Raw genomic sequence first — 20,525 nt, 5'->3', positions numbered from 1 at the left:
CTTCGGCAGCTCCTACGGGGGAGCGGGCAAAATAAGGAGTGTGCCGTGCTTGCGACGGTTCTGGTGTTGGTGGCAGCGCTGTTGCACGCGGCGTGGAATACCCTGATCAAATTCAGTGCAGAGCGGCTGTTGGTGGTGGCCTGCATGGACAGCGTTGCGCTGCTGTTTGTCGCCCTGATGCTGCCCTTCGTGGCGCTGCCGCCACTGGAGATGTGGCCGTGGATTCTCGCGTCAGCGGCATTCGAGTTGCTCTATCGCTACCTGTTGATCCAGGCCTATCGGGTCGGTGATCTTGGGCTGGTCTATCCGTTGATGCGCGGACTGTCGCCGCTGGTGGTGCTGGCACTGACGCTGATCTTCGCCGGGGAAGTACTGACGGCTCAGCAGATCTTCGGGATTTTGCTGATCCCGTTCGGCATGTTGTGCCTGCTCTGGCAGGGCGGTGGCGGGGTGCGTCTGCCGTGGTCGATGCTGCCGGTGGTGGCACTTATCGGGTTGTGCATCGGTTGCTACACCTTCATCGATGGCCAGGCCTTGCGGCGCTGGTCCCATCCGCTGGACTACCTGGTGTGGGTCACATTGCTCAGTGCCTGGCCATTCCCGTTGCTGGCGCTGGTGCGCAAACGCCCGGCGTTCATGCTGTTCTGGCGCGAACAATGGCGGTTGGGATTGGCGGTCGGGTTTTGCGTACTGTTCAGCTACGCTCTGGTGCTTTGGGCCATGCAGCTCGGCTCGATTGCCGAAGCGGCGGCGTTACGCGAAATCAGTGTCATTCTGGTCGTGCTGTTCGGTATGCGCTACCTGAAAGAACCTTTCGGCAGGCCCCGGCTCTTGGCCTGTGGGTTGGTGCTGATAGGCATGTTGGTGATGAAATTTTAGTCGCCGCTGATGGGATTTTCTATAACTTGAAGAAGGGACTGCGGTATGACGGTTGCTCTGTGGTGCATTTTGATTGCGCTCTTTTTGCCTTACTTGTGTATAGGCATCGCCAAGATCAGTGGCGGGTACGGGCTTAGACACAATCATGACCCTCGGGGGTTTCTCGACTCCCTGGAAGGCTTGGGCAAGCGGGCGCATGCGGCGCAACTGAACAGTTTTGAAGTGACCCCGGCGTTTGCGGCGGCGGTGATCGTGGCTCACTTGGCCGGCAATGCCGAGCTGGTGACGATCAATGTGCTGTCGGTGCTGTTCATCACCAGTCGGCTGCTCTTCATCATTTGCTACTTGGCGGACTGGGCAATATTGCGGTCGCTGGTATGGTTTGTGGGGATGGGTTTGATCGTCAGTTTCTTTGTGGTGTCGGTTTAAAGAAGATCAAAAGATCGCAGCCTTTGGCAGCTCCTACAGGGATCGATGTTCATCCGCGATATTGCGGCGCACGCGGTCAATGTAGGAGCTGGCGAAGCCTGCGATCTTTTGCTTTTAAAGTGTGTCAGCCACCTGTGGCACTTGCGGCAACGCCGCCCCCTTGGGCCAAAGCATCCAGATCTGTCCCTGCTGTTTCATGTCGCCGGCCAGTTGCCCGGCCGCATCCCCGGTGCCCCAGAACAGGTCCGCGCGGACCTCGCCGGCAATCGCACCGCCAGTGTCTTGAGCCGCCACTGGACGTACCAGTGCGCTGCCGTCCGGGCGTGTGGTCGATAACCACAACAGGCTGCCGAGCGGGATCACCTTGCGGTCCACCGCCGCGCTATAACCTGCGGTCAGCGGTACATTCAGCGAACCGCGCGGCCCTTCATTGCTGTCGGGGTTGCGGGTGAAGAACACGTAGCTGGGGTTGCTGCCGAGCAGTTCGGGAATGCGCGCAGGATTTGCCTTGGCCCAGGTGCTGATAGCGCCCATGGTCACGTCTTCTTTCTTCAGCTCACCCTGGTCCACCAACCAGCGGCCGATAGGTCGATACGGGTGGCCGTTCTGATCGGCGTAACCGACGCGCAACTGACGACCGTCATAAAGCTGGATGCGACCCGAACCCTGGATTTGCAGGAACTGCAGGTTCATCGGGTCGGTCAGCCAGGCAATCACCGGCGCCTTCACACCGTTGGTTTCAATGGTTGCCGCGTCGTCGTACGGCTTGAGCACGCGACCTTCGAGCCTTCCCCGCAGGCGCTTGCCTTTGAGTTCCGGATAGATACTGTCCAGCGAGACGATGATCATGTCTTCGGGCACACCGTACACCGGGATGTTGGCTTCCTCGGTCTGAGTCAGGCTGCCGGGGTACACCGGTTCGTAGTAACCGGTAATCAGACCGTTGGGGTTGTCATTGGCGGCACGCAGGCCATAGACGTCCAGGTTCTGTTTGAGGAAACCGCGGATGTCCTTGGCGGTTGGCTGCACATTGGCGGAAGCCGCACAGGTGCCGCCCCAGACCGGGTCGGCCTTGAGTCGGGTGCAGGCGCTGCGCCATGAGCCGAAGCCGGCGACGAGGTCGTTGTCGGACACTGCCGGAAGCGCTTCCCAGGTGGCGCTGGAGTAGGTCGCCAGTGCGTGGGTTTTCGGTGTGCTGCTGTCGCCGCCGGTGCAACCTGCCAGCATGGCCACCATGGGAAGGGTCCAGGCCAGATTGTGACGCCATGCCTTGAAACGGCTGTTCATGGAGTAATTCCTTTGTCGGTTGCCTGAGTGCTCCATGCGCTCAAACAACCCGTATTGATAATAGGGCTATTGGTCTTTGCCGGTGACGCGAGGATACTGGCCGCCGTTTCCAGTGACCTGAAGCCACCATGACTCTTAAAAGACTTTCTGTTGTATTGCTGGCCTGCCTGACCTTGTCCGCCTGCGGAGGTGTCGACCCGAACTCGCCGCTGGGTCAGCGCAAGGCGATCTTCAAGCAGATGCTCAAGACCGGCGAAGACCTGGGCGGTATGTTGCGTGGGCGTATTCCGTTCGATGGCCCGAAATTCGCCGATGGCGCCGTGAAACTTGATGCCTTGTCCCGTGAGCCGTGGAAACATTTCCCGCAGGTGCGCGAAGAAGATCACACCAGCGCCAAGGATGATGTCTGGCAGAAGCAGGCACGCTTCCAGGAAATGGCCCGCACCCTTGAAGACGCCACCGGTGAACTGGTGATTGCCAGCAAGGTTCAGCCCTACAAGGTCAGCAATCTGGGGCCGGCGGTACAGAAGGTCGAAGATGCCTGCAGTGCGTGCCATAAAGAGTTTCGGGATCATTGATTTGCAGCGCTTTCCCGTGGCGAGGGGGCTTGCCCCCGTTCGACTGCGCAGCAGTCGCAATCCAGCCAATGCAATCTGATAGATTGATTGCGGTTGCCATTTTGGGGGTGCTTCGCAACCCAACGGGGGCAAGCCCCCTCGCCACAAAAGCCCCTTGTTCAAGCCGGACTACTTATCCAGCTCATCCAGCGCTTCCTGCAACTCTTTGCGCGATTGAGCCAGTTTGTCTTTGCGCTTGTTGATCTTCTCGGCGTCGCCTTTTTTCATCGCCTTCTCGAGGTCGGCCTGACGCGTGCTGACTTCGTGCTTGGCGTCGAGCACCTTGTTTTCCCGTTCCTTCTTCAAGGAGGCGTCGGTGCAATGGGCAGTCACTTCGTTCAGGGCGGTTTCCAGGCCCGCCTGTTGATCGGCGTTGCCGCGGGACTTGGCCAGTTCAATCTGGTTGATGATGCCCTGTTTTTTAGCTGCACAGCCGGTCAGCCCCGGGGCGTCTTCGTCAGCCATCAATGGAGCGGCCATCACGCTGCACAGGGTCAACACGGCGAGCGGTGAAAGAAGTTTCATAAAAGCTCCAGGTGAAAAATTCGATATAGCGATGGGCTGTTTGAGCGCATCGGCACCTTTGGGTTCCCGGCTCTCAGGCAGGCTGGCGTCTAGAAACCGTCAATCCCGGCAACACGTAATGTCTCACTCAAGGCCAGGACCTGCGGGTTGCGGAAAAATGCGCTCAATTGCGCTGCGCGCCCCGGGCCGATGCCGGCTTCGGCCTGCCATTGTTCGGTGTTTCGTTGCGCCAGCGCCTGCCATGAATCGGCGAGGCGTGCCTGGCCGGTCGGCGGCAAGCCCAAGGCTTTGAGCCAGCGAGCGAATGGGCGTTGCCGGGCGCTGTTGAAACTGTTCAAAAGACGAGCACTGCTGCGCTCACCGAAGCCGTCAATGTTAGCAAGCTCTTGCCCATCGAGGGTCATCCAATCGAGCAGGTTGTCGAGGCGTTCGGCCTTGAGCAGTTTCTCCCAGGTGCCTGGCCCGACATGAGGCAATGCCAGCCCCTGTTTACCACTGAGCCAGGCCAGGCGTGCGAGGAATTGGCTTTCGCATCCTGGTGTTGGTTGCCAGCAGCTTAAAGAATGAAAGTCTGCTGCCAGCGGTACATTCAATTCCGGGCGTTCGGTGCTGCGCAATACGACACCATCGAGCCTGGGGATGGTCAGCCCCGCCAGGCTGATGGCGACCTGATCGCCGGGCCGGATGTCCAGCGCTTCCCAGCGTTGCAGGGAGCTGGCGCTCACGTGCTTGATCTGTCGGTCATCAAGCATCACCGGTACCAGATCCAGCACCGGTGTGATCCGGCCGGTCCGTCCAATCTTGAAGTGGACCTTGCGCACTTCGGCCAGCGCCTGGGCAAAAGGGTATTTCCAGGCGACGCTCCAGTAAGGCGCTTTTGCCTGCCAGCGCTCGGCCGGTGGGCGCTGGCTCTGGCGCAACACGATCCCATCGCTGGCAAAGGGCAGGGGGGAGCGATACCAGTGATCGCGCCAGTGTTTGGCATCGGCAAATGCCTTGATCGGCTGACTGTAGGGCGCTGTGCTCGGGAACCCCAATTCATCCAGAGCCGCCACCCGGGCCGGCAGGTTTTTCGGGCCTTGTGGCCAGTCCCAGACAAACAACCCGATACCGGCGGCTTGCTCGATGCTCAGCGCCTTGCGCGCCATCAACCCGGCCACCGTGGCCCGGGCATTGAGGCTGCCAGCCTGAGCTTGCACGTGTTCGGTCAGACGCCAATAGAGTTCGCCTTGCAGCAACAAATCCAGCGGCTGCGAAAGCTTTTGAGGGATGGCGGCGATCTGGCGCGCCGAGGCAGTCCAGTCCTGGCCGTTTACCCCGTCTCCCCGACTGATCGCCCGGTGCAACCAACCGTTGCGATAGATCAACGTCACCGCAACGCCGTCGACCTTGGGCTGAATCCAGACGTCCCCGCGATCTTTTAGCCAGGCTTCGACGGCGTGCTCATCGCGCAGTTTTTCCAGACCGGTGTGGGCGATGGGGTGAGCGGCCGTGCCGCCAGCCGTACGCAATGGTTCGGTGGAGGGGCCTGAATCAAAACATTCGCGCAATTCGCTCAGTCGTGCGCGGGACTGATCGTAGAGTTCATCGGCGATCAGCGACTGGCCTTCACGATGGTAGCTGTCGTCCCAGCGATCGATTTGCAGTTGCAGAGTGGTGATTTCTTCCTGCGCGCGGGCCGGTGGCCAGTCGGGGCATTCGGCGGCATGGGTGGTCTGGCAGGCGAAGGTCAGCAGGAAAGCGAAAAACAGGCGCAGGTTGGGGAGCATCGAGAGCGTCCTTGCTCAGTGGGATGCTTTCAAGGCTAGTCAGTTTTCGGGTGTGGGTTGCAAGGGTGTAATTCTGCGTGTTTCCAAATGCGAAGATCAAAAGATCGCAGCCTTCGGCAGCTCCTACAGGTGTACGCCAAGGCTGCGATCTTTTGATCTTTCCCATGAAAAAGCCCCGCACGGCGAACCGTGCGGGGCTTTTGGGTACCGCCGGGGAAGTCTTACAGGCCGGCCGCGACACGCAGGTCGTCGGCACGGTCGGTTTTTTCCCAGGTGAAAGTGGTGAACGTATCGTCGCCCACAGTCTTGGTAGCCGGAGTGCGACCGAAGTGGCCGTACGCAGCGGTTTCCTGGTACATCGGGTGCAGCAGGTCGAGCATGGTGGTGATTGCGTATGGACGCAGGTCGAACACTTCGCGAACCAGTTTGACGATCTTGTCGTCGCTGATTTTGCCGGTGCCGAAGGTGTTCAACGAAATCGACGTAGGCTGGGCAACACCGATCGCGTAGGAAACCTGAATTTCGCAACGCTCGGCGAGGCCGGCCGCGACGATGTTCTTGGCCACGTAACGACCGGCGTAGGCCGCCGAACGGTCAACCTTCGATGGATCCTTGCCGGAGAACGCGCCACCGCCGTGACGAGCCATGCCGCCATAGCTGTCGACGATGATCTTGCGGCCGGTCAGGCCGCAGTCGCCAACCGGGCCGCCGATGATGAATTGGCCGGTCGGGTTGATGTGGAACTGGGTGTCTTTGGACAGCAGTTCGGCAGGCAGTACGTGCTTGACGATCAGCTCCATCACGCCTTCGCGCAGGTCTTTGTAGGACACATCAGGGTTGTGCTGGGTCGACAACACAACAGCGTCGATGCCGACAACCTTGCCGCCTTCGTAACGGCAAGTCACTTGCGACTTGGCATCCGGGCGCAGCCAAGGCAGCAGGCCGGATTTACGGGCTTCAGCCTGACGTTGAACCAGCTGGTGCGAGAAGGTGATCGGTGCTGGCATCAGCACGTCGGTTTCGTTGCTGGCGTAGCCGAACATCAGGCCCTGGTCGCCGGCACCCTGATCTTCAGGCTTGGCACGATCAACGCCTTGGTTGATGTCGGGGGACTGCTTGCCGATGATGTTCATCACGCCGCAGGTCGCGCCGTCGAAGCCGACATTGGAGCTGTTGTAGCCGATGTCGAGAATCACGTTACGGACGATGTCTTCCAGGTCGACCCAGGCCGACGTGGTGACTTCACCTGCGATGATTGCCACGCCGGTTTTCACCAGAGTCTCGCACGCTACGCGGGCGAACTTGTCTTCAGCAATGATGGCGTCCAGCACCGCATCGGAAATCTGGTCGGCGATTTTGTCCGGATGCCCTTCAGACACGGACTCGGAGGTGAAGAGGGAGTATTCGCTCATCTCGATTTTTTCCTGAATTTACCGATGGTGAGTGTCGCCAGTCGGTCGCTGAAAATGGCGGACCTGAATCTGGAAACCATTACGTAAGCCTACATAGAGGCTTTCCCCGGGAACGAGTCCCGCAGCGGTGGCCCAACGGGCCAGATCGTCCTGTTCAAACCCCAACCAGAGATCACCGCAGGCCTCCCTGGCCCAACTCTGGTTGTGGCTACATAACTCTGTCACGAGCAGGCTACCGCCCGGTTGCAGCAAGTCGGCCATGCGCTTGAGTGCTTCGGCCGGCGCGGCGAAATGGTGCAGTACCATATTCAGTACAACGCAATCAGCCTTGTGGCTGACACCGTTCAATGCATCGGCCAATTGCAGGCTGACGTTAGCCAGCATTTCACGTTCGCAGACCTGACGGGCCAGATCGAGCATCGCCGGGCTGTTGTCCAGCGCCGCGACTTGAGCGAAACGACGCGCCAGTTCCGGCAGAAAACCGCCATCGCCAGGCCCCACTTCAATGGCTGTGGCTTCGGGGCCGAAACTCAGCTTGTCGAGCAGTGCCACCACGCTTTCGCGGTACTGCGGCAGGCCGGCAATCAGGTCTTGCTGGGCGCGAAACTTCTCCGCGACCCGTGAGAAAAAGTCCTGGCTGGCCGCCGCTCGCTGCCCGTGGACCTGACCGATCCGCGACTGAACGTCAGTCGGCAGGGTCAGGTTGTCCACTTCTTCCAGCAGAGCTGCATGCAGCTTGCCGCCCAGCAGATCGGTGTGGGGCAGGGCGCGACGGTAAAAAATCGCATTGCCTTCACGACGGGTCGCCACCAGATCGGCCTGGGCCAAAACCTTGAGGTGATGACTCATGCCGGACTGACCGATGCCGAAGATCTGCGCCAGTTCCAGTACGCCGAAGGAATCGTTGGCCAGTGCGCGCAATACATTCAGCCGCAGAGGATCGCCGCCGGCCTTGCAGAGGGCCGCCAGCTCATCGCAGTCGTCATGTCGAATGGAGGGTGCGCGTAAATTCATAAGGCCAGCAGTCTAGTGACGGTCATAAATCACCGCAAGAGCAATATCAAAAAGTTTTGATATTGCTCGATGGATGGCATTTCTCGGCGTTAGGTTTAGTCAGCAAACGAACAGCGGAAAGGTTTCACCCGTCGAATACGCTGTTATCCATTGGAAAAACGCCTTCAGATGACTATCTGTCATTGCCCCGAGGCGGGTGGGTGAGGGAAAATGCTCGCCTTTTTTCCGTTTCGTTTTATTCACTCTCGATTCAATATCCGCAGGAGAACAGCGATGCCCAGCCGTCGTGAGCGTGCCAACGCCATTCGTGCCCTCAGCATGGATGCCGTGCAAAAAGCCAACAGCGGCCATCCCGGTGCCCCTATGGGTATGGCGGATATCGCCGAAGTACTTTGGCGTGACTACCTGAAGCACAACCCGAGCAATCCATCGTTCGCTGACCGTGACCGCTTCGTGCTGTCCAACGGTCACGGTTCGATGCTGATCTACTCGCTGCTGCACCTGACCGGTTACGACCTGTCGATCGATGACCTGAAAAACTTCCGCCAGTTGCACAGCCGCACCCCCGGTCACCCGGAATTCGGTTACACCCCGGGCGTTGAAACCACCACCGGTCCACTGGGTCAAGGCCTGGCCAATGCCGTGGGTTTCGCCCTGGCAGAAAAAGTCCTGGCGGCGCAGTTCAACCGTCCCGGGCATAACGTCGTCGATCACCACACCTACGTGTTCCTGGGTGATGGCTGCATGATGGAAGGCATTTCCCACGAAGTCAGCTCCCTGGCCGGTACCTTGGGCCTGGGCAAACTGATTGCCTTCTACGATGACAACGGCATCTCCATCGACGGCGAAGTCGAAGGCTGGTTCACCGACGACACGCCGAAGCGTTTCGAGGCCTACAACTGGCAGGTGATCCGCAACGTCGACGGTCATGACCCGGAAGAAATCAAGATCGCCATCGACACGGCGCGCAAAAGCGAGCGCCCGACGCTGATCTGCTGCAAGACCACCATCGGTTTCGGTTCGCCGAACAAGCAAGGCAAGGAAGATTGCCACGGCGCCCCATTGGGTGACGCGGAAATCGCTCTGACCCGTGAAGCACTGAAGTGGAACCACGGCCCGTTCGAAATCCCGGCCAACATCTATGCCGAATGGGATGCCAAGGAAGCCGGTCGCGCTGCCGAAGCCGAGTGGGATCAGCGTTTCGCTGCGTACTCCGCGGCCTTCCCGGAGCTGGCCAACGAGCTGGTTCGTCGTCTGAGCGGCGACCTGCCGGAAGACTTCGCGGAAAAAGCGGCTGCTTACATCGCTGAAGTCGCGTCCAAGGGCGAAACCATCGCCAGCCGTAAAGCCAGCCAGAACGCCCTGAACGCGTTCGGCCCGCTGCTGCCGGAACTGCTCGGCGGTTCGGCCGACCTGGCCGGTTCCAACCTGACCCTGTGGAAAGGTTGCAAAGGCGTCACCGCCGAAGACGCCAGCGGCAACTACATGTACTACGGCGTTCGCGAGTTCGGCATGAGCGCGATCATGAACGGCGTGGCCCTGCACGGCGGCCTGGTGCCTTACGGCGCGACCTTCCTGATGTTCATGGAATACGCCCGCAACGCAGTGCGCATGTCGGCGCTGATGAAGAAACGCATCATCTATGTGTTCACCCACGACTCCATCGGTCTGGGCGAAGACGGCCCGACTCACCAGCCGATCGAGCAACTGGCCAGCCTGCGCTGCACGCCGAACCTCGACACCTGGCGTCCAGCCGATGCCGTTGAATCGGCAGTGGCCTGGAAATGCGCGCTGGAGCGTGACGACGGTCCGTCGGCACTGATCTTCTCCCGTCAGAACCTGCAGCACCAAACCCGTGATGCCGTGCAGATCGAGTGCATCAATCGCGGCGGTTACGTGCTGAAAGACTGCGCAGGCGAGCCTGAGCTGATCCTGATCGCCACCGGTTCGGAAGTCGGCCTGGCCGTTCAAGCCTTCGACAAACTGACCGAGCAAGGCCGCAAGGTGCGTGTTGTTTCGATGCCGTGCACCAGCGTCTTCGAAGCCCAGGACGCCGGCTACAAGCAAGCGGTCCTGCCATTGCAGGTCAGCGCGCGTATCGCGATCGAAGCTGCTCACGCGGACTACTGGTACAAGTACGTGGGCCTGGAAGGCCGCGTGATCGGCATGACCACCTACGGCGAGTCGGCGCCTGCGCCTGCCTTGTTCGAAGAGTTCGGCTTTACCCTGGAAAACATCCTGGGTCAGGCTGAAGAGCTGCTGGAAGACTGATCCAGAAAATGTGTCGTCTGATCTGACGCTATCGCGAGCAGGCTCGCTCCCACAGGGATTCATGTGGGAGCGAGCCTGCTCGCGATGACGATGGAACATTCAACGCTGCAATGACGGATTCACCACGGTAATCGAGAACCCCATGCCTCAACCGCGTCCTTACAAAGTTGCACTCAACGGCTACGGCCGGATTGGTCGTTGCGTCTTGCGTGCGTTGTTTGAGCGAGGCTCGACGGCCGGGTTTGAAATTGTTGCGATCAACGATCTGGCCGACATGGCCAGCATCGAATACCTGACACGCTTCGATTCCACACACGGGCGGTTTCCCGGTGAGGTGAGGGTCGAGGGCGATTGTCTGCATATTAAAGGCGACTGCGTGAAGGTCCTGCGCAGTGCCACCCCCGAAGGCATCGATTGGGCGTCACTGGGCGTCGATCTGGTGCTGGAGTGCTCCGGCGCTTATCACACGCGTGCCGATGGCCAGCGGTTTCTCGACGCCGGTGCGCCGCGGGTGCTGTTCTCCCAGCCGATGGCCAGCGAGGCAGATGTCGACGCCACCATCGTCTACGGTGTGAACCAGGATTGCCTGACCGGCGATGAGCTGCTGGTATCCAACGCGTCCTGCACCACCAACTGCGGCGTGCCGCTGTTGCGCCTGCTGGATCAGGCCATTGGTCTGGAATATGTGTCGATCACCACCATCCACTCGGCGATGAACGATCAGCCGGTGATCGACGCTTATCACCACGAAGACCTGCGCCGCACCCGTTCGGCGTTCCAGTCGGTGATTCCGGTGTCCACTGGTCTGGCGCGAGGCATTGAACGCCTGTTGCCGGAACTTGCCGGGCGAATTCAGGCCAAAGCCGTGCGGGTGCCGACGGTTAACGTGTCCTGCCTCGACATTACGATGCAGACCGTAAGTGATACCGACGCCACCGAGGTCAACCGGATTCTGCGCGAGGCCGCCACCCATGGCCCGCTCAAGGGCCTTCTGGCCTACACCGAGTTGCCTCACGCCAGTTGTGATTTCAATCATGACCCACATTCGGCCATCGTCGATGCCAGTCAGACCCGTGTTTCCGGCCCTCGGCTGGTGAACATCCTGGCCTGGTTCGACAACGAATGGGGTTTTGCCAATCGAATGCTGGACGTTGCAGAACACTATTTGCAAACAGCTGCACCACAACCAAAACCTGCTCTCTAAAACAGCTATCCAGGAAATGCGACCCATGACCGTGTTGAAGATGACCGACCTCGATCTGCAAGGTAAGCGCGTACTGATCCGCGAAGACCTCAACGTCCCAGTCAAGGACGGTGTTGTCACCAGCGATGCGCGAATCCTGGCTTCGCTGCCGACCATCAAGCTGGCCCTGGAAAAAGGCGCGGCCGTGATGGTCTGCTCGCACCTTGGCCGTCCGACCGAAGGCGAGTTCTCGGCCGAAAACAGCCTCAAGCCAGTCGCTGACTACCTGAGCAAGGCCCTGGGCCGCGAAGTGCCGCTGGTGTCTGATTACCTGGGCGGCGTCGACGTGAAAGCCGGCGACATCGTGCTGTTCGAAAACGTGCGCTTCAACAAGGGCGAGAAAAAGAACGCTGACGAACTGGCCAAGCAATACGCGGCCCTGTGCGACGTGTTCGTGATGGACGCCTTCGGCACCGCTCATCGCGCCGAGGGTTCGACCCACGGCGTGGCGAAGTTCGCCAAAGTCGCCGCTGCTGGCCCGCTGCTGGCCGCCGAACTGGACGCACTGGGCAAGGCCCTGGGCGCCCCGGCGCAGCCAATGGCCGCTATCGTTGCCGGCTCCAAAGTGTCGACCAAACTCGACGTGCTCAACAGCCTGAGCCAGATCTGCAACCAGCTGATCGTCGGTGGCGGCATCGCCAATACCTTCCTGGCCGCTGCGGGTCACCCGGTCGGCAAATCCTTGTACGAGCCGGACCTGCTGGATACCGCCCGTGAAATCGCCGCCAAGGTCAGCGTGCCACTGCCGGTGGACGTGGTAGTTGCCAAGGAATTCGCTGAAAGCGCGACCGCGACCGTCAAGCTGATTGCCGACGTGGCCGCAGACGACATGATCCTGGACATCGGTCCACAGACCGCGGCGAATTTCGCCGAGCTGTTGAAGTCGTCCAAGACCATCCTGTGGAACGGCCCGGTGGGCGTGTTCGAATTCGACCAGTTCGGTAACGGCACCAAAGTGCTGGCCCAGGCCATCGCCGAAAGCTCGGCGTTCTCCATCGCTGGCGGCGGCGACACCCTGGCGGCCATCGATAAGTATGGCGTTGCCGAGCAGATCTCCTACATTTCTACCGGCGGCGGCGCGTTCCTCGAATTCGTCGAAGGCAAAGTGCTGCCGGCCGTTGAAGTCCTGGAAAGCCGGGCCAAGGCCTGAGGCCGCCCATTTGACCAGGCAAAGGAGTGTTCACATGGTCAGGACCCTAGTGTTGTTGATCGCCGCGGGTATGCTGGCGGCTTGCGGGAGTAACCCGAAAGCCACGCCGGAACCCGCGCCGCAATCACAGGAAAAAGGTTGCTACCAGGCCGACTGGCAAGCGGAAACCAACCCGGTGATCAACAAGCGCTCCGGGCCCGATGGCCTGGACAAATACGAGACACAGACCCCGGCCAAGGAACATGGTTGCCCTTGAGGGGTCAGACTCTTTACTCAAGGCTGGCAGCGTGCGCTGTCAGTCGAGGAACACGGATGAAAGGCTTTATCGCCGTTGCGGCATTGGCATTGCTGGCAGGTTGCACCCATTTGAACCTGTTCAACGCTGCCGAGCCAGCGGACAGTTGGACCACCTGGACTTGTGATAGCCAGGCCAAAGTGCTCTGGCGCTACACTGACATCAACCGCAAGGAAGTCGACGTTCGCCTGGGCGGTGCTGATCAGGTCTACCGTTTGAAGCTGGAGCCGGGCGCCGAAGGTTCGCTGTACAGCAACGACATGCTGGCGTTTCACGTAAAAGGTGAGGAAGGCCTGGTGTACTGGGTCGCCACCAACGATTTGATCGGCCGCGGTTGTAAAGCCGAATAACACGATTGATTTGATTCACAGCGATCCAAATGTGGGAGCGGGCTTTTGTGGCGAGGGGGCTTGCCCCCGTTGGAGTGCGAAGCGCTCCCGAGGCCAGCGGACGCAATGCTTCAATTAGACCGCGTCATCCGATTTGCGACTGCTGCGCAGCCGAACGGGGGCAAGCCCCCTCGCCACAAGGTTTCAGCGACACAGGTTTTTTGTTGTACCGAATTCGCAGCCCGGGCCAACCCCCGATCTGCAATAACTTGAATAGCCGCCGCCGCTACGGCAGGCTGGCACGATTAACGACCCTCAACCGGGAGAGACACACACAATGGCACTTATCAGCATGCGCCAGATGCTGGACCACGCAGCCGAGTTCGGCTACGGCGTTCCAGCCTTCAACGTCAACAACCTTGAGCAGATGCGCGCCATCATGGAAGCCGCTGACAAGACTGACTCCCCGGTGATCGTCCAGGCTTCGGCCGGTGCTCGCAAATACGCAGGCGCCCCGTTCCTGCGTCACCTGATCCTGGCGGCAATCGAAGAATTCCCGCACATCCCGGTGTGCATGCACCAGGACCACGGCACCAGCCCTGACGTCTGCCAGCGCTCCATCCAGTTGGGCTTCAGCTCGGTGATGATGGACGGCTCCCTGGGCGAAGACGGCAAGACCCCGACCGACTACGACTACAACGTCCGTGTCACCCAACAAACCGTGGCCATGGCTCACGCCTGCGGCGTTTCGGTAGAAGGCGAGCTGGGCTGCCTGGGTTCGCTGGAAACCGGCATGGCCGGTGAAGAAGACGGCATCGGCGCCGAAGGCGTTCTGGATCACAGCCAAATGCTGACCGACCCGGAAGAAGCCGCTGACTTCGTCAAACGCACCCAAGTCGATGCCCTGGCCATCGCCATCGGCACCAGCCACGGTGCCTACAAGTTCACCAAGCCACCTACCGGCGACGTGCTGGCCATCGACCGCATCAAGGAAATCCACAAACGCATCCCGAACACCCACTTGGTGATGCACGGTTCGTCTTCGGTTCCGCAAGAGTGGCTGGCGATCATCAACCAGTACGGCGGCGACATCAAAGAAACCTACGGCGTACCGGTTGAAGAAATCGTCGAAGGCATCAAGCACGGCGTGCGCAAGGTCAACATCGACACCGACCTGCGCCTGGCCTCCACCGGTGCGATGCGTCGCCTGATGGCTACCAACCCTAGCGAATTCGATCCGCGTAAGTTCTTCGGCGCGACCGTGACTGCAATGCGTGATGTGTGTATCGCACGTTATGAGCAGTTTGGTACGGCGGGCAATGCTTCGAAGATCAAGCCGATCTCGTTGGAAGCGATGTATCAGCGTTACCTCAAAGGTGAGTTGAACGCTAAGGTGAACTGAGCCTGAGCGTTTTATCACGTTGAAGAGAAACCCGCCGAGAGGCGGGTTTTTTTATGGAGGAGATTTCATCTGGGCGCTGTCTGACGTAAGGCGCTTGAAATGTTACTTATAGTGGACATAATAAAAATATTCGTTAGTAAAGTCCGATATAGGTGACATTCATGCTCCTGCACAACCCCTCTGTGTTCGGTGAAAGAGTCCGCCAGTTGCGACGCGCCAAAGGCTATAGCCAGGCAATATTGGCGCACAGAGCAAAATGCAACCGCAAAACCATCATTGACCTTGAGGCCGGTGAAAATGTCGCGCTTTACACCGCGTTCCGGGTGCTATCAGCGCTGGGCATGGCGCTTGAAATTGTCGACAACCGAATTGATCTCAAATCCCTTGCTGATCTGGTAGAGCACGATGAGTAAGGTCAAACTGCTCAACGTCATGACACCGCAAGGCTTTTCGGGCGAGCTGTCCAAGGGGTCGCAGTTCTCGTTTGCCTACGAATCCGCCGATGCACCCAGGGAAGTCTCACTGGTAATGCCCTATGACCCGACGCCTTCGGTGAGCAATGTGCTGCATCCGATCTTCGATATGAATGTGCCTGAAGGATTTCTGGCCGATCAGATCAAACGCCGGATGGCCAAGCATATGCAGGTGGATGAAATGCGCCTGTTATCGGTCATCGGAGGGAATCAAATCGGGCGCCTCACCTACCAGAACCCGGCAGAGGCACTCGTGTCCGTTCGTGCTCAGGTCGGGCTGCAGGAAATCCTGTCTGCAGATGCTTCGCAAGGTGTCTTCGAGTTCCTGGTCGATACCTATTTCGAGTCGGGCATTTCAGGTGTGCAGCCCAAGGTGCTGGTACCCGATCTGGATAAGCTCACCGGTAATCGAAAAACCATGCTCAGCTCCGATCTGATCGTTAAGTCAGGCGCAGACGAGTATGCACACCTGGCTCAGAACGAATTTCTCTGTCTGGAAGCGGCCCGTCTTGCCGGATTGGAAACGCCGCCGTTCTGGCTGTCGGAAAACGGTGATCTATTTGTGATGGAGCGATTCGATCTGAACGCTTCCGGTCGTCTCGGGTTTGAAGACATGGCCGTCCTTCTGGGGCTCAACAAGGATCCCCATGACAACTACAAGTATTCCCAAAGCTATGAAACCCTTGCTGCCGTGATTGGCCAAGTCTGCCGACATGGCGATCCGGTGCGCGAACTGGAGCGCTTTTTTTCTTCGGTTTGTCTTTCAGTCATGGTCCGCAACGGAGACGCACACCTGAAGAACTTCGGTGTGATCTACACCCATCCTGATGCGCTTGAAACAGTGCAATTGGCACCGGTTTTCGATGTCACGACCACGACCGTTTATGAAAACTACAATCCAAAATCCGGTCGGTCATTGGTTGACCGGACGTTGGCCATCAAGATGAACAAAGTGAAAAACTACCCGGATCGTCAGCAATTGATTGAATTCGGTCGAAAACACTGCGCGGTGGAGAGGCCGGCCTTGATCATTGAGCGTATTGCCGAGGCGATGACTCAAGCGTTAACGGTTAATCGATATCGCGTGGATGGCGAACTCCTTGCGGATATGCAGCGTGAGTGGGTTGCCGGGCGGATGGCGGCGCGGAATGACACTGTTGTGTCGGGGCTTAGGCGTAAACCCGTGGGCAAGACGGACAGGTGATTTTTGTGGTGGTTGGCAGGGACAAAGGGATTTATTTAATCGTCCCTTATTCAGTTAGTTGAACGCTAAGGTTAACTGAGCCTGAGCGTTAAACTGCGCTGATAAAGAACCCGCCGAGAGGCGGGTTTTTTATTGGAAGCAAGTTTGCTCGCGTTGCTCCAACCAGAGCCCGATTACTCCTTCAATTCGACGTGGTCCAGCGCCTGGTTCACCGCCAGTTCGCCGAGCATGACTACCTGAGCGATGCCCAGCAGGGTCTTGCGATGGGAGGTCTCCAGCAGCGCCGCGAAATTGTTGAGCATGGTGGTGGCCGAGCCCAGTGTTTCGCTGGCGTTGGCCAGCAGGGATTCGGTGTTGTACTTCGGATTGGCCAAATACATGGGCTCGGGTTCGTTGGTGGTGGCCATGATTTTTGCGGCCGGGTTGAGGTAATGGTCGAGGGCGCGCTCGGCGGCTTCGTGGAATTTTTTTGAATCGGGGGATTCGTAGGGGGATGCCGGGTCGGTGACCGGCGGATGCGGCGTTGATTTAGTCATTTGCTCGAAACCTGATTGGAGTGCCCCCTCTCTGGCTACTAATCAAAGTGGAGGCAACTGTACGCAGGTTAGTAGACCGGGGTTTCGAGCAAGCCGGCGCACCCGAAGGTGCCCTGCGCACAGTTACCATCAAGCGCAGGAATCGAAATCCCTGACTGACAGATGCTTGTGCACCAAGCTCGAAACCACGGGCTACTAAACCCGATCACTGGAAATCAGTGACGCGAATCAAGTTACCGGTGGGCTTCAAGGCGCACAAGTCGGCGGATTCTGGCGTACCTGTAGGTGGTGACGCAAGCCGTTGTAGGCTTCATGAAGTAACGCTGAGTGTCTTTAAACGTTGGCGTTTAAATGGGGCCAGATGCCGGTCAGTGAAGAGATGGAGTTGGACATAAAGAACCTGTGGCGAGGGAGTCCCCGCTGGGGCGCGAAGCGGCCCCCCAAAAAAAGGGACTGCTGCGCAGCCCGACGGGACTCCCTCGCCACAATGGGTGGATTCCTACGAAGTTTTCGGAGCTGAAGATCAAAAGATCGCAGCCTTTGGCAGCTCCTGCAGGGGATCGAGTCCCCTCAGGTATCGTGATCGATATCCAGCTTGCTGAACGTCACTTGCCCGCCTTCGCTGGTGTACCCGCTGTTGTCTTGCACATAGACACCGGCCTTGAAGTACAGCGGTTTATCACGCCACATCGCGCTGATGTCGGTGTCCCACTGGTAGCCCGCCGCACTGATGCCCAATGCACCGCCGGGGCTGAGGTGGATGAGGTAGGAAAACTCCCGATCGAGTTTCACGCCAGTGGCGATGGTGATGACCCGGGCGGTGTCGTCGTCGGGGTGCATGCGGACTTTGGCGACGATGTTTCCGGTCGCGCTGGAGTCCTTGTATTGATATTCGAGCTTCACCATCGGCTTTTGGCTTTTGTAGGCATGGATCTGACCAATGACGATCTTGCCCGTGCTGGGTACCTTGCTGACCGTAAGGGTCGCACGCAGGGAGTTGTCCGCGTCGGGGTAGTACCAGTTTTTCAGCGTGCCATTGCTGTAGGTTTCGCGCAGTTCGGTGCGAGGGTAAATTGCGTTGTCAGTGCGGGTGCCGGTTACCGGGGACCAGAAAAACAAGGTGCCGGTGTCGGAGTGGAAGTATTGATCCTTGAAGCCGTCCACCAGTTTGGTTGTTTCAACGGTGTACGGCGGACTGCCGACAGGAACGCTGAGGTTCCAGGTTGCGAGATCGATCATATTCAAGCTTCCACTTTGTTCTGTACGCCCGTGCCAGAAGCTCTAGCGCGCGCCTTCGGGGTGGTCTTTATAAGCGTAGAACGGTTGTATGTTAATGCCCGTTTGGCAGATGGTTGACGTCAACATCCTGTCGAAATGCCATCTTTCCCGGTTTACGGGGGCTGTAGGACTGACCGTTAGTCGGCTATGTGAAACTTTACTGAAGTGATGGCACACCGGCACCTTCTGCTTTCGCGGATCCGGGTCTAGAGTGAAGTCGCACTATGTGTCCGGTTTTCACAAGAAACCGGCCTGAGGTCCCGAACAAGAGATGCAGCATGGAATGCGCACAACCTACGCCAGCTGAAGGCAGCTCAATCCTTTTAATTGTTGATGATTACCCCGAAAACCTGATCAGCATGCGCGCGTTGTTACAGCGCCAGGACTGGCAGGTATTCACCGCGGCTTCCGGCTTTGAAGCGCTCAGCCTGTTGCTCGAACACGACGTCGACCTGGTGCTGCTGGATGTGCAGATGCCGGGTATGGACGGTTTCGAGGTGGCGCGCTTGATGCGTGGCAGCCAGCGAACCCGACTCACGCCAATCATTTTCCTTACCGCCAACGAACAATCCCAGGACGCCGTGATCAAGGGCTACGCCAGTGGCGCGGTGGATTACCTGTTCAAACCGTTCGACCCGCAAATTCTCAAACCCAAAGTCCAGGCCCTGCTCGAGCATCAGCGTAATCGCCGTGCCTTGCAGCAGTTGAGCCATGACCTGGAAGTCGCTCGTGCCTTCAATGCCTCGGTGCTGGATAACGCCGCCGAAGGCATTCTGGTGGTGGGCGAGGACGGACTGATTCGTTTTGCCAACCCGGCGATGTCCCGCCTGCTCAATGCCACGGTGCATGAGCTGCAAGGCAAAGAGTTTCTGGATTTCCTGCAAAAACCGCACATCCCGATTTGGGCCGACTCCGAATTGTTTGCCGGCTACAAGCGCGGTGAAACCCTGCGCCTGCACGATGCGTTACTGCGTACCGCGCCCGGTCAGCAAGTGCCGGTGGCATTGTCCTGCGCGCCTTTGCCCACCGAACAACATGCCATGGTGGTGACGGTGCTGGACATGTCGGTGGTGCGCCATCTGCATCAGCAGCTGGAGTTCCAGGCGGTGACCGATCCGCTGACCGGGCTGCTCAATCGCCGGGGTTTTTATCAGACGGTTGAAAACCTGCTGCTGCGCGGCGAACGCTCCGACAGCACCTGGGTGCTGTTGTACCTGGACCTCGACGGCTTCAAACGGGTCAATGACTCCCTCGGCCACGATGCGGGCGACCGGGTGCTGCGTTGGGTGTCCGAGCAGCTGAAGGCGTGTCTGCGGCCCTTCGATATTCTGGCGCGGATGGGTGGCGATGAGTTCACCGCGCTGCTGGATCTTGAGCTCCCCGAGCACGCGGCGAAGATTGCCGAGAAGCTCATCGAGCGGGTGTCGATCTGTCAGCAAATCGAAGGCATGGACATCGCCTTGGGCGCCAGTATCGGCATCGCCACTTATCCCGATTGTGGGGCTAATCTCGACGGGTTGATGCGAGCGTCCGACATCGCCATGTACGAAGCCAAGCGTGCCGGGCGTCAGCAATATCGCTTCTACGATCACGAAATGAATGGCCGGGCGCGCTCGCGGCTGATGCTCGAAGAGAGCGTGCGCACAGCCATCGAGAACCGTGATTTCAACCTGGTGTATCAGCCTCAAGTAGCCATTGCCGACGGGCAGATTCGCGGGTTCGAGGCGTTGCTGCGCTGGCAGCATCCGAGTGTCGGTGATGTACCGCCGGGGCTGTTTTTGCCGTTGCTGGAAGAGGCGCGGTTGATCAGTCGCCTGGGCAGCTGGATTTACCATCGCGGGGCCAAACAGCGAAAAGCCTGGGAAACCTTGTTTGCCGAAGATCTGGTGCTGGGCGTCAGTTTGAGCAGCACGCAATTCGGATTGCCTAACCTGGTCACCGAGCTGCGCCAGGTGCTGGACCGTCATGGTTTGAAACCGCGGCAGCTGGAGGTCGAGGTCACGGAAGAGGCCTTGATGCTTAACCCCGACGAAACCCGAAAGCAGCTGCGTTTGCTGCGCAATTTGGGAGTGCGGGTAGCGCTGGATGATTTTGGTTCCGGGGCTTGTTCGCTGGCGCACCTGCGAGACCTTGAACTGGACACGCTCAAACTTGACCGGCATTTGATCGCCCGGTTGCCGGGGTCCGAACGGGATGCGGCGCTGGCACGCAGTGTCATCGATTTGTGCAAACAGTTCGGTCTGTTAGTCATCGCTGAAGGGGTGGAGACGGTGGCGCAATATGAATGGCTGCAAGCCAACGGTTGCCAGTATGTGCAGGGGTTTCTGGTCGCGCGACCGTTGATGGCCGAGGACACCCGTCACTTTGTCGAGCCGTTCGACTGGAGCGCGCTGACGAGTTGAATTCGTTACA

Annotated in this window: 19 protein-coding genes; 12 read left to right on the top strand and 7 right to left on the bottom strand. The window is 59.0% G+C overall.

What is annotated here, in order from left to right; genetic code table 11:
* Positions 1-45: 45 nt before the first annotated feature.
* Positions 46-879 (top strand): EamA family transporter, encoded by an 834-nt coding sequence (locus tag PMI30_RS13620; RefSeq protein ID WP_008010329.1) that lies wholly within the window; start codon positions 46-48, stop codon positions 877-879.
* 45 nt (positions 880-924) lie between these two features.
* Entirely contained in the window at positions 925-1,308 is a 384-nt protein-coding gene (locus PMI30_RS13625; protein WP_008010326.1) for an MAPEG family protein, read from the top strand.
* A 114-nt stretch (positions 1,309-1,422) separates the two neighbouring features.
* On the opposite strand, the gene mltA is transcribed toward PMI30_RS13625, so the two are convergent.
* Positions 1,423-2,595, bottom strand: a complete 1,173-nt coding sequence (mltA, locus tag PMI30_RS13630; RefSeq protein WP_008010324.1) for a murein transglycosylase A — start codon at positions 2,593-2,595, stop codon at positions 1,423-1,425.
* A gap of 128 nt (positions 2,596-2,723) precedes the next feature.
* On the opposite strand from mltA, the gene PMI30_RS13635 reads away from it, so the two are divergent.
* Entirely contained in the window at positions 2,724-3,173 is a 450-nt protein-coding gene (locus PMI30_RS13635) for a c-type cytochrome (protein ID WP_007894921.1), read from the top strand.
* 168 nt (positions 3,174-3,341) lie between these two features.
* On the opposite strand, the gene PMI30_RS13640 is transcribed toward PMI30_RS13635, so the two are convergent.
* The 4 genes from PMI30_RS13640 to PMI30_RS13655 form a co-directional block, all read right to left on the bottom strand.
* Positions 3,342-3,737, bottom strand: coding sequence for a DUF1090 domain-containing protein (locus PMI30_RS13640; protein WP_007894925.1), 396 nt, complete (start codon positions 3,735-3,737; stop codon positions 3,342-3,344).
* A gap of 89 nt (positions 3,738-3,826) precedes the next feature.
* Positions 3,827-5,506, bottom strand: a complete 1,680-nt coding sequence (gene ligB, locus PMI30_RS13645; protein WP_008010321.1) for an NAD-dependent DNA ligase LigB — start codon at positions 5,504-5,506, stop codon at positions 3,827-3,829.
* Positions 5,507-5,727: 221 nt separating this feature from the next.
* Positions 5,728-6,918 (bottom strand): methionine adenosyltransferase, encoded by a 1,191-nt coding sequence (gene metK / locus PMI30_RS13650; protein ID WP_008010319.1) that lies wholly within the window; start codon positions 6,916-6,918, stop codon positions 5,728-5,730.
* 18 nt (positions 6,919-6,936) lie between these two features.
* Complete coding sequence (locus PMI30_RS13655) at positions 6,937-7,932, bottom strand: ArsR/SmtB family transcription factor (protein ID WP_008010316.1); 996 nt, start codon at positions 7,930-7,932, stop codon at positions 6,937-6,939.
* Positions 7,933-8,205: 273 nt separating this feature from the next.
* On the opposite strand from PMI30_RS13655, the gene tkt reads away from it, so the two are divergent.
* The 8 genes from tkt to PMI30_RS13695 all read left to right on the top strand — a co-directional run bounded on the left by tkt (position 8,206) and on the right by PMI30_RS13695 (position 16,299).
* Positions 8,206-10,203: a transketolase gene (gene tkt, locus PMI30_RS13660; protein WP_008010315.1), complete on the top strand. Its 1,998-nt coding sequence runs from the start codon at positions 8,206-8,208 to the stop codon at positions 10,201-10,203.
* 142 nt (positions 10,204-10,345) lie between these two features.
* A complete protein-coding gene (gene epd / locus PMI30_RS13665; RefSeq protein WP_007894931.1) occupies positions 10,346-11,407 on the top strand; it encodes an erythrose-4-phosphate dehydrogenase in 1,062 nt (353 codons plus the stop codon).
* Positions 11,408-11,432: 25 nt separating this feature from the next.
* Positions 11,433-12,596, top strand: a complete 1,164-nt coding sequence (locus PMI30_RS13670) for a phosphoglycerate kinase (protein WP_007894933.1) — start codon at positions 11,433-11,435, stop codon at positions 12,594-12,596.
* A gap of 34 nt (positions 12,597-12,630) precedes the next feature.
* On the top strand, positions 12,631-12,852 hold the full coding sequence (locus PMI30_RS13675; protein ID WP_008010313.1) for a hypothetical protein: 222 nt from the start codon (positions 12,631-12,633) through the stop codon (positions 12,850-12,852).
* A 56-nt stretch (positions 12,853-12,908) separates the two neighbouring features.
* Positions 12,909-13,241, top strand: a complete 333-nt coding sequence (locus PMI30_RS13680; protein ID WP_008010311.1) for an MliC family protein — start codon at positions 12,909-12,911, stop codon at positions 13,239-13,241.
* Positions 13,242-13,557: 316 nt separating this feature from the next.
* Positions 13,558-14,622 carry a class II fructose-bisphosphate aldolase gene (gene fba, locus PMI30_RS13685; RefSeq protein WP_007894938.1) on the top strand — a complete coding sequence of 355 codons (1,065 nt, stop codon included), beginning with the start codon at positions 13,558-13,560 and terminating at the stop codon, positions 14,620-14,622.
* A 161-nt stretch (positions 14,623-14,783) separates the two neighbouring features.
* The gene (locus tag PMI30_RS13690) at positions 14,784-15,035 is read left to right on the top strand and encodes a helix-turn-helix transcriptional regulator (protein WP_008010309.1); all 252 of its coding nucleotides are present in this window, start codon (positions 14,784-14,786) and stop codon (positions 15,033-15,035) included.
* Complete coding sequence (locus PMI30_RS13695) at positions 15,028-16,299, top strand: type II toxin-antitoxin system HipA family toxin (RefSeq protein WP_008010306.1); 1,272 nt, start codon at positions 15,028-15,030, stop codon at positions 16,297-16,299. The genes PMI30_RS13690 and PMI30_RS13695 overlap by 8 nt, the downstream gene beginning before the upstream one ends.
* Before the next feature lie 173 nt (positions 16,300-16,472).
* Here the strand turns inward: PMI30_RS13695 and PMI30_RS13700 are convergent, their stop codons facing one another.
* Together PMI30_RS13700 and PMI30_RS13705 are read right to left on the bottom strand one after the other, a co-directional pair.
* Positions 16,473-16,835, bottom strand: a complete 363-nt coding sequence (locus PMI30_RS13700; RefSeq protein WP_008010304.1) for a DUF6124 family protein — start codon at positions 16,833-16,835, stop codon at positions 16,473-16,475.
* A 570-nt stretch (positions 16,836-17,405) separates the two neighbouring features.
* Positions 17,406-18,074 (bottom strand): polysaccharide lyase family 7 protein, encoded by a 669-nt coding sequence (locus PMI30_RS13705; protein ID WP_008010302.1) that lies wholly within the window; start codon positions 18,072-18,074, stop codon positions 17,406-17,408.
* 317 nt (positions 18,075-18,391) lie between these two features.
* Here PMI30_RS13705 and PMI30_RS13710 point away from each other — a divergent pair, with 317 nt between their 5' ends.
* Positions 18,392-20,515 (top strand): putative bifunctional diguanylate cyclase/phosphodiesterase, encoded by a 2,124-nt coding sequence (locus PMI30_RS13710; RefSeq protein ID WP_008010300.1) that lies wholly within the window; start codon positions 18,392-18,394, stop codon positions 20,513-20,515.
* Positions 20,516-20,525: the final 10 nt, after the last annotated feature.

Origin of the sequence: Pseudomonas sp. GM50, assembly GCF_000282375.1 — a bacterium.
Classification (GTDB): domain Bacteria; phylum Pseudomonadota; class Gammaproteobacteria; order Pseudomonadales; family Pseudomonadaceae; genus Aquipseudomonas.
Note: the sequence above shows the minus strand (reverse complement) of the source record. Positions and strands in the feature narration are given on the sequence as shown.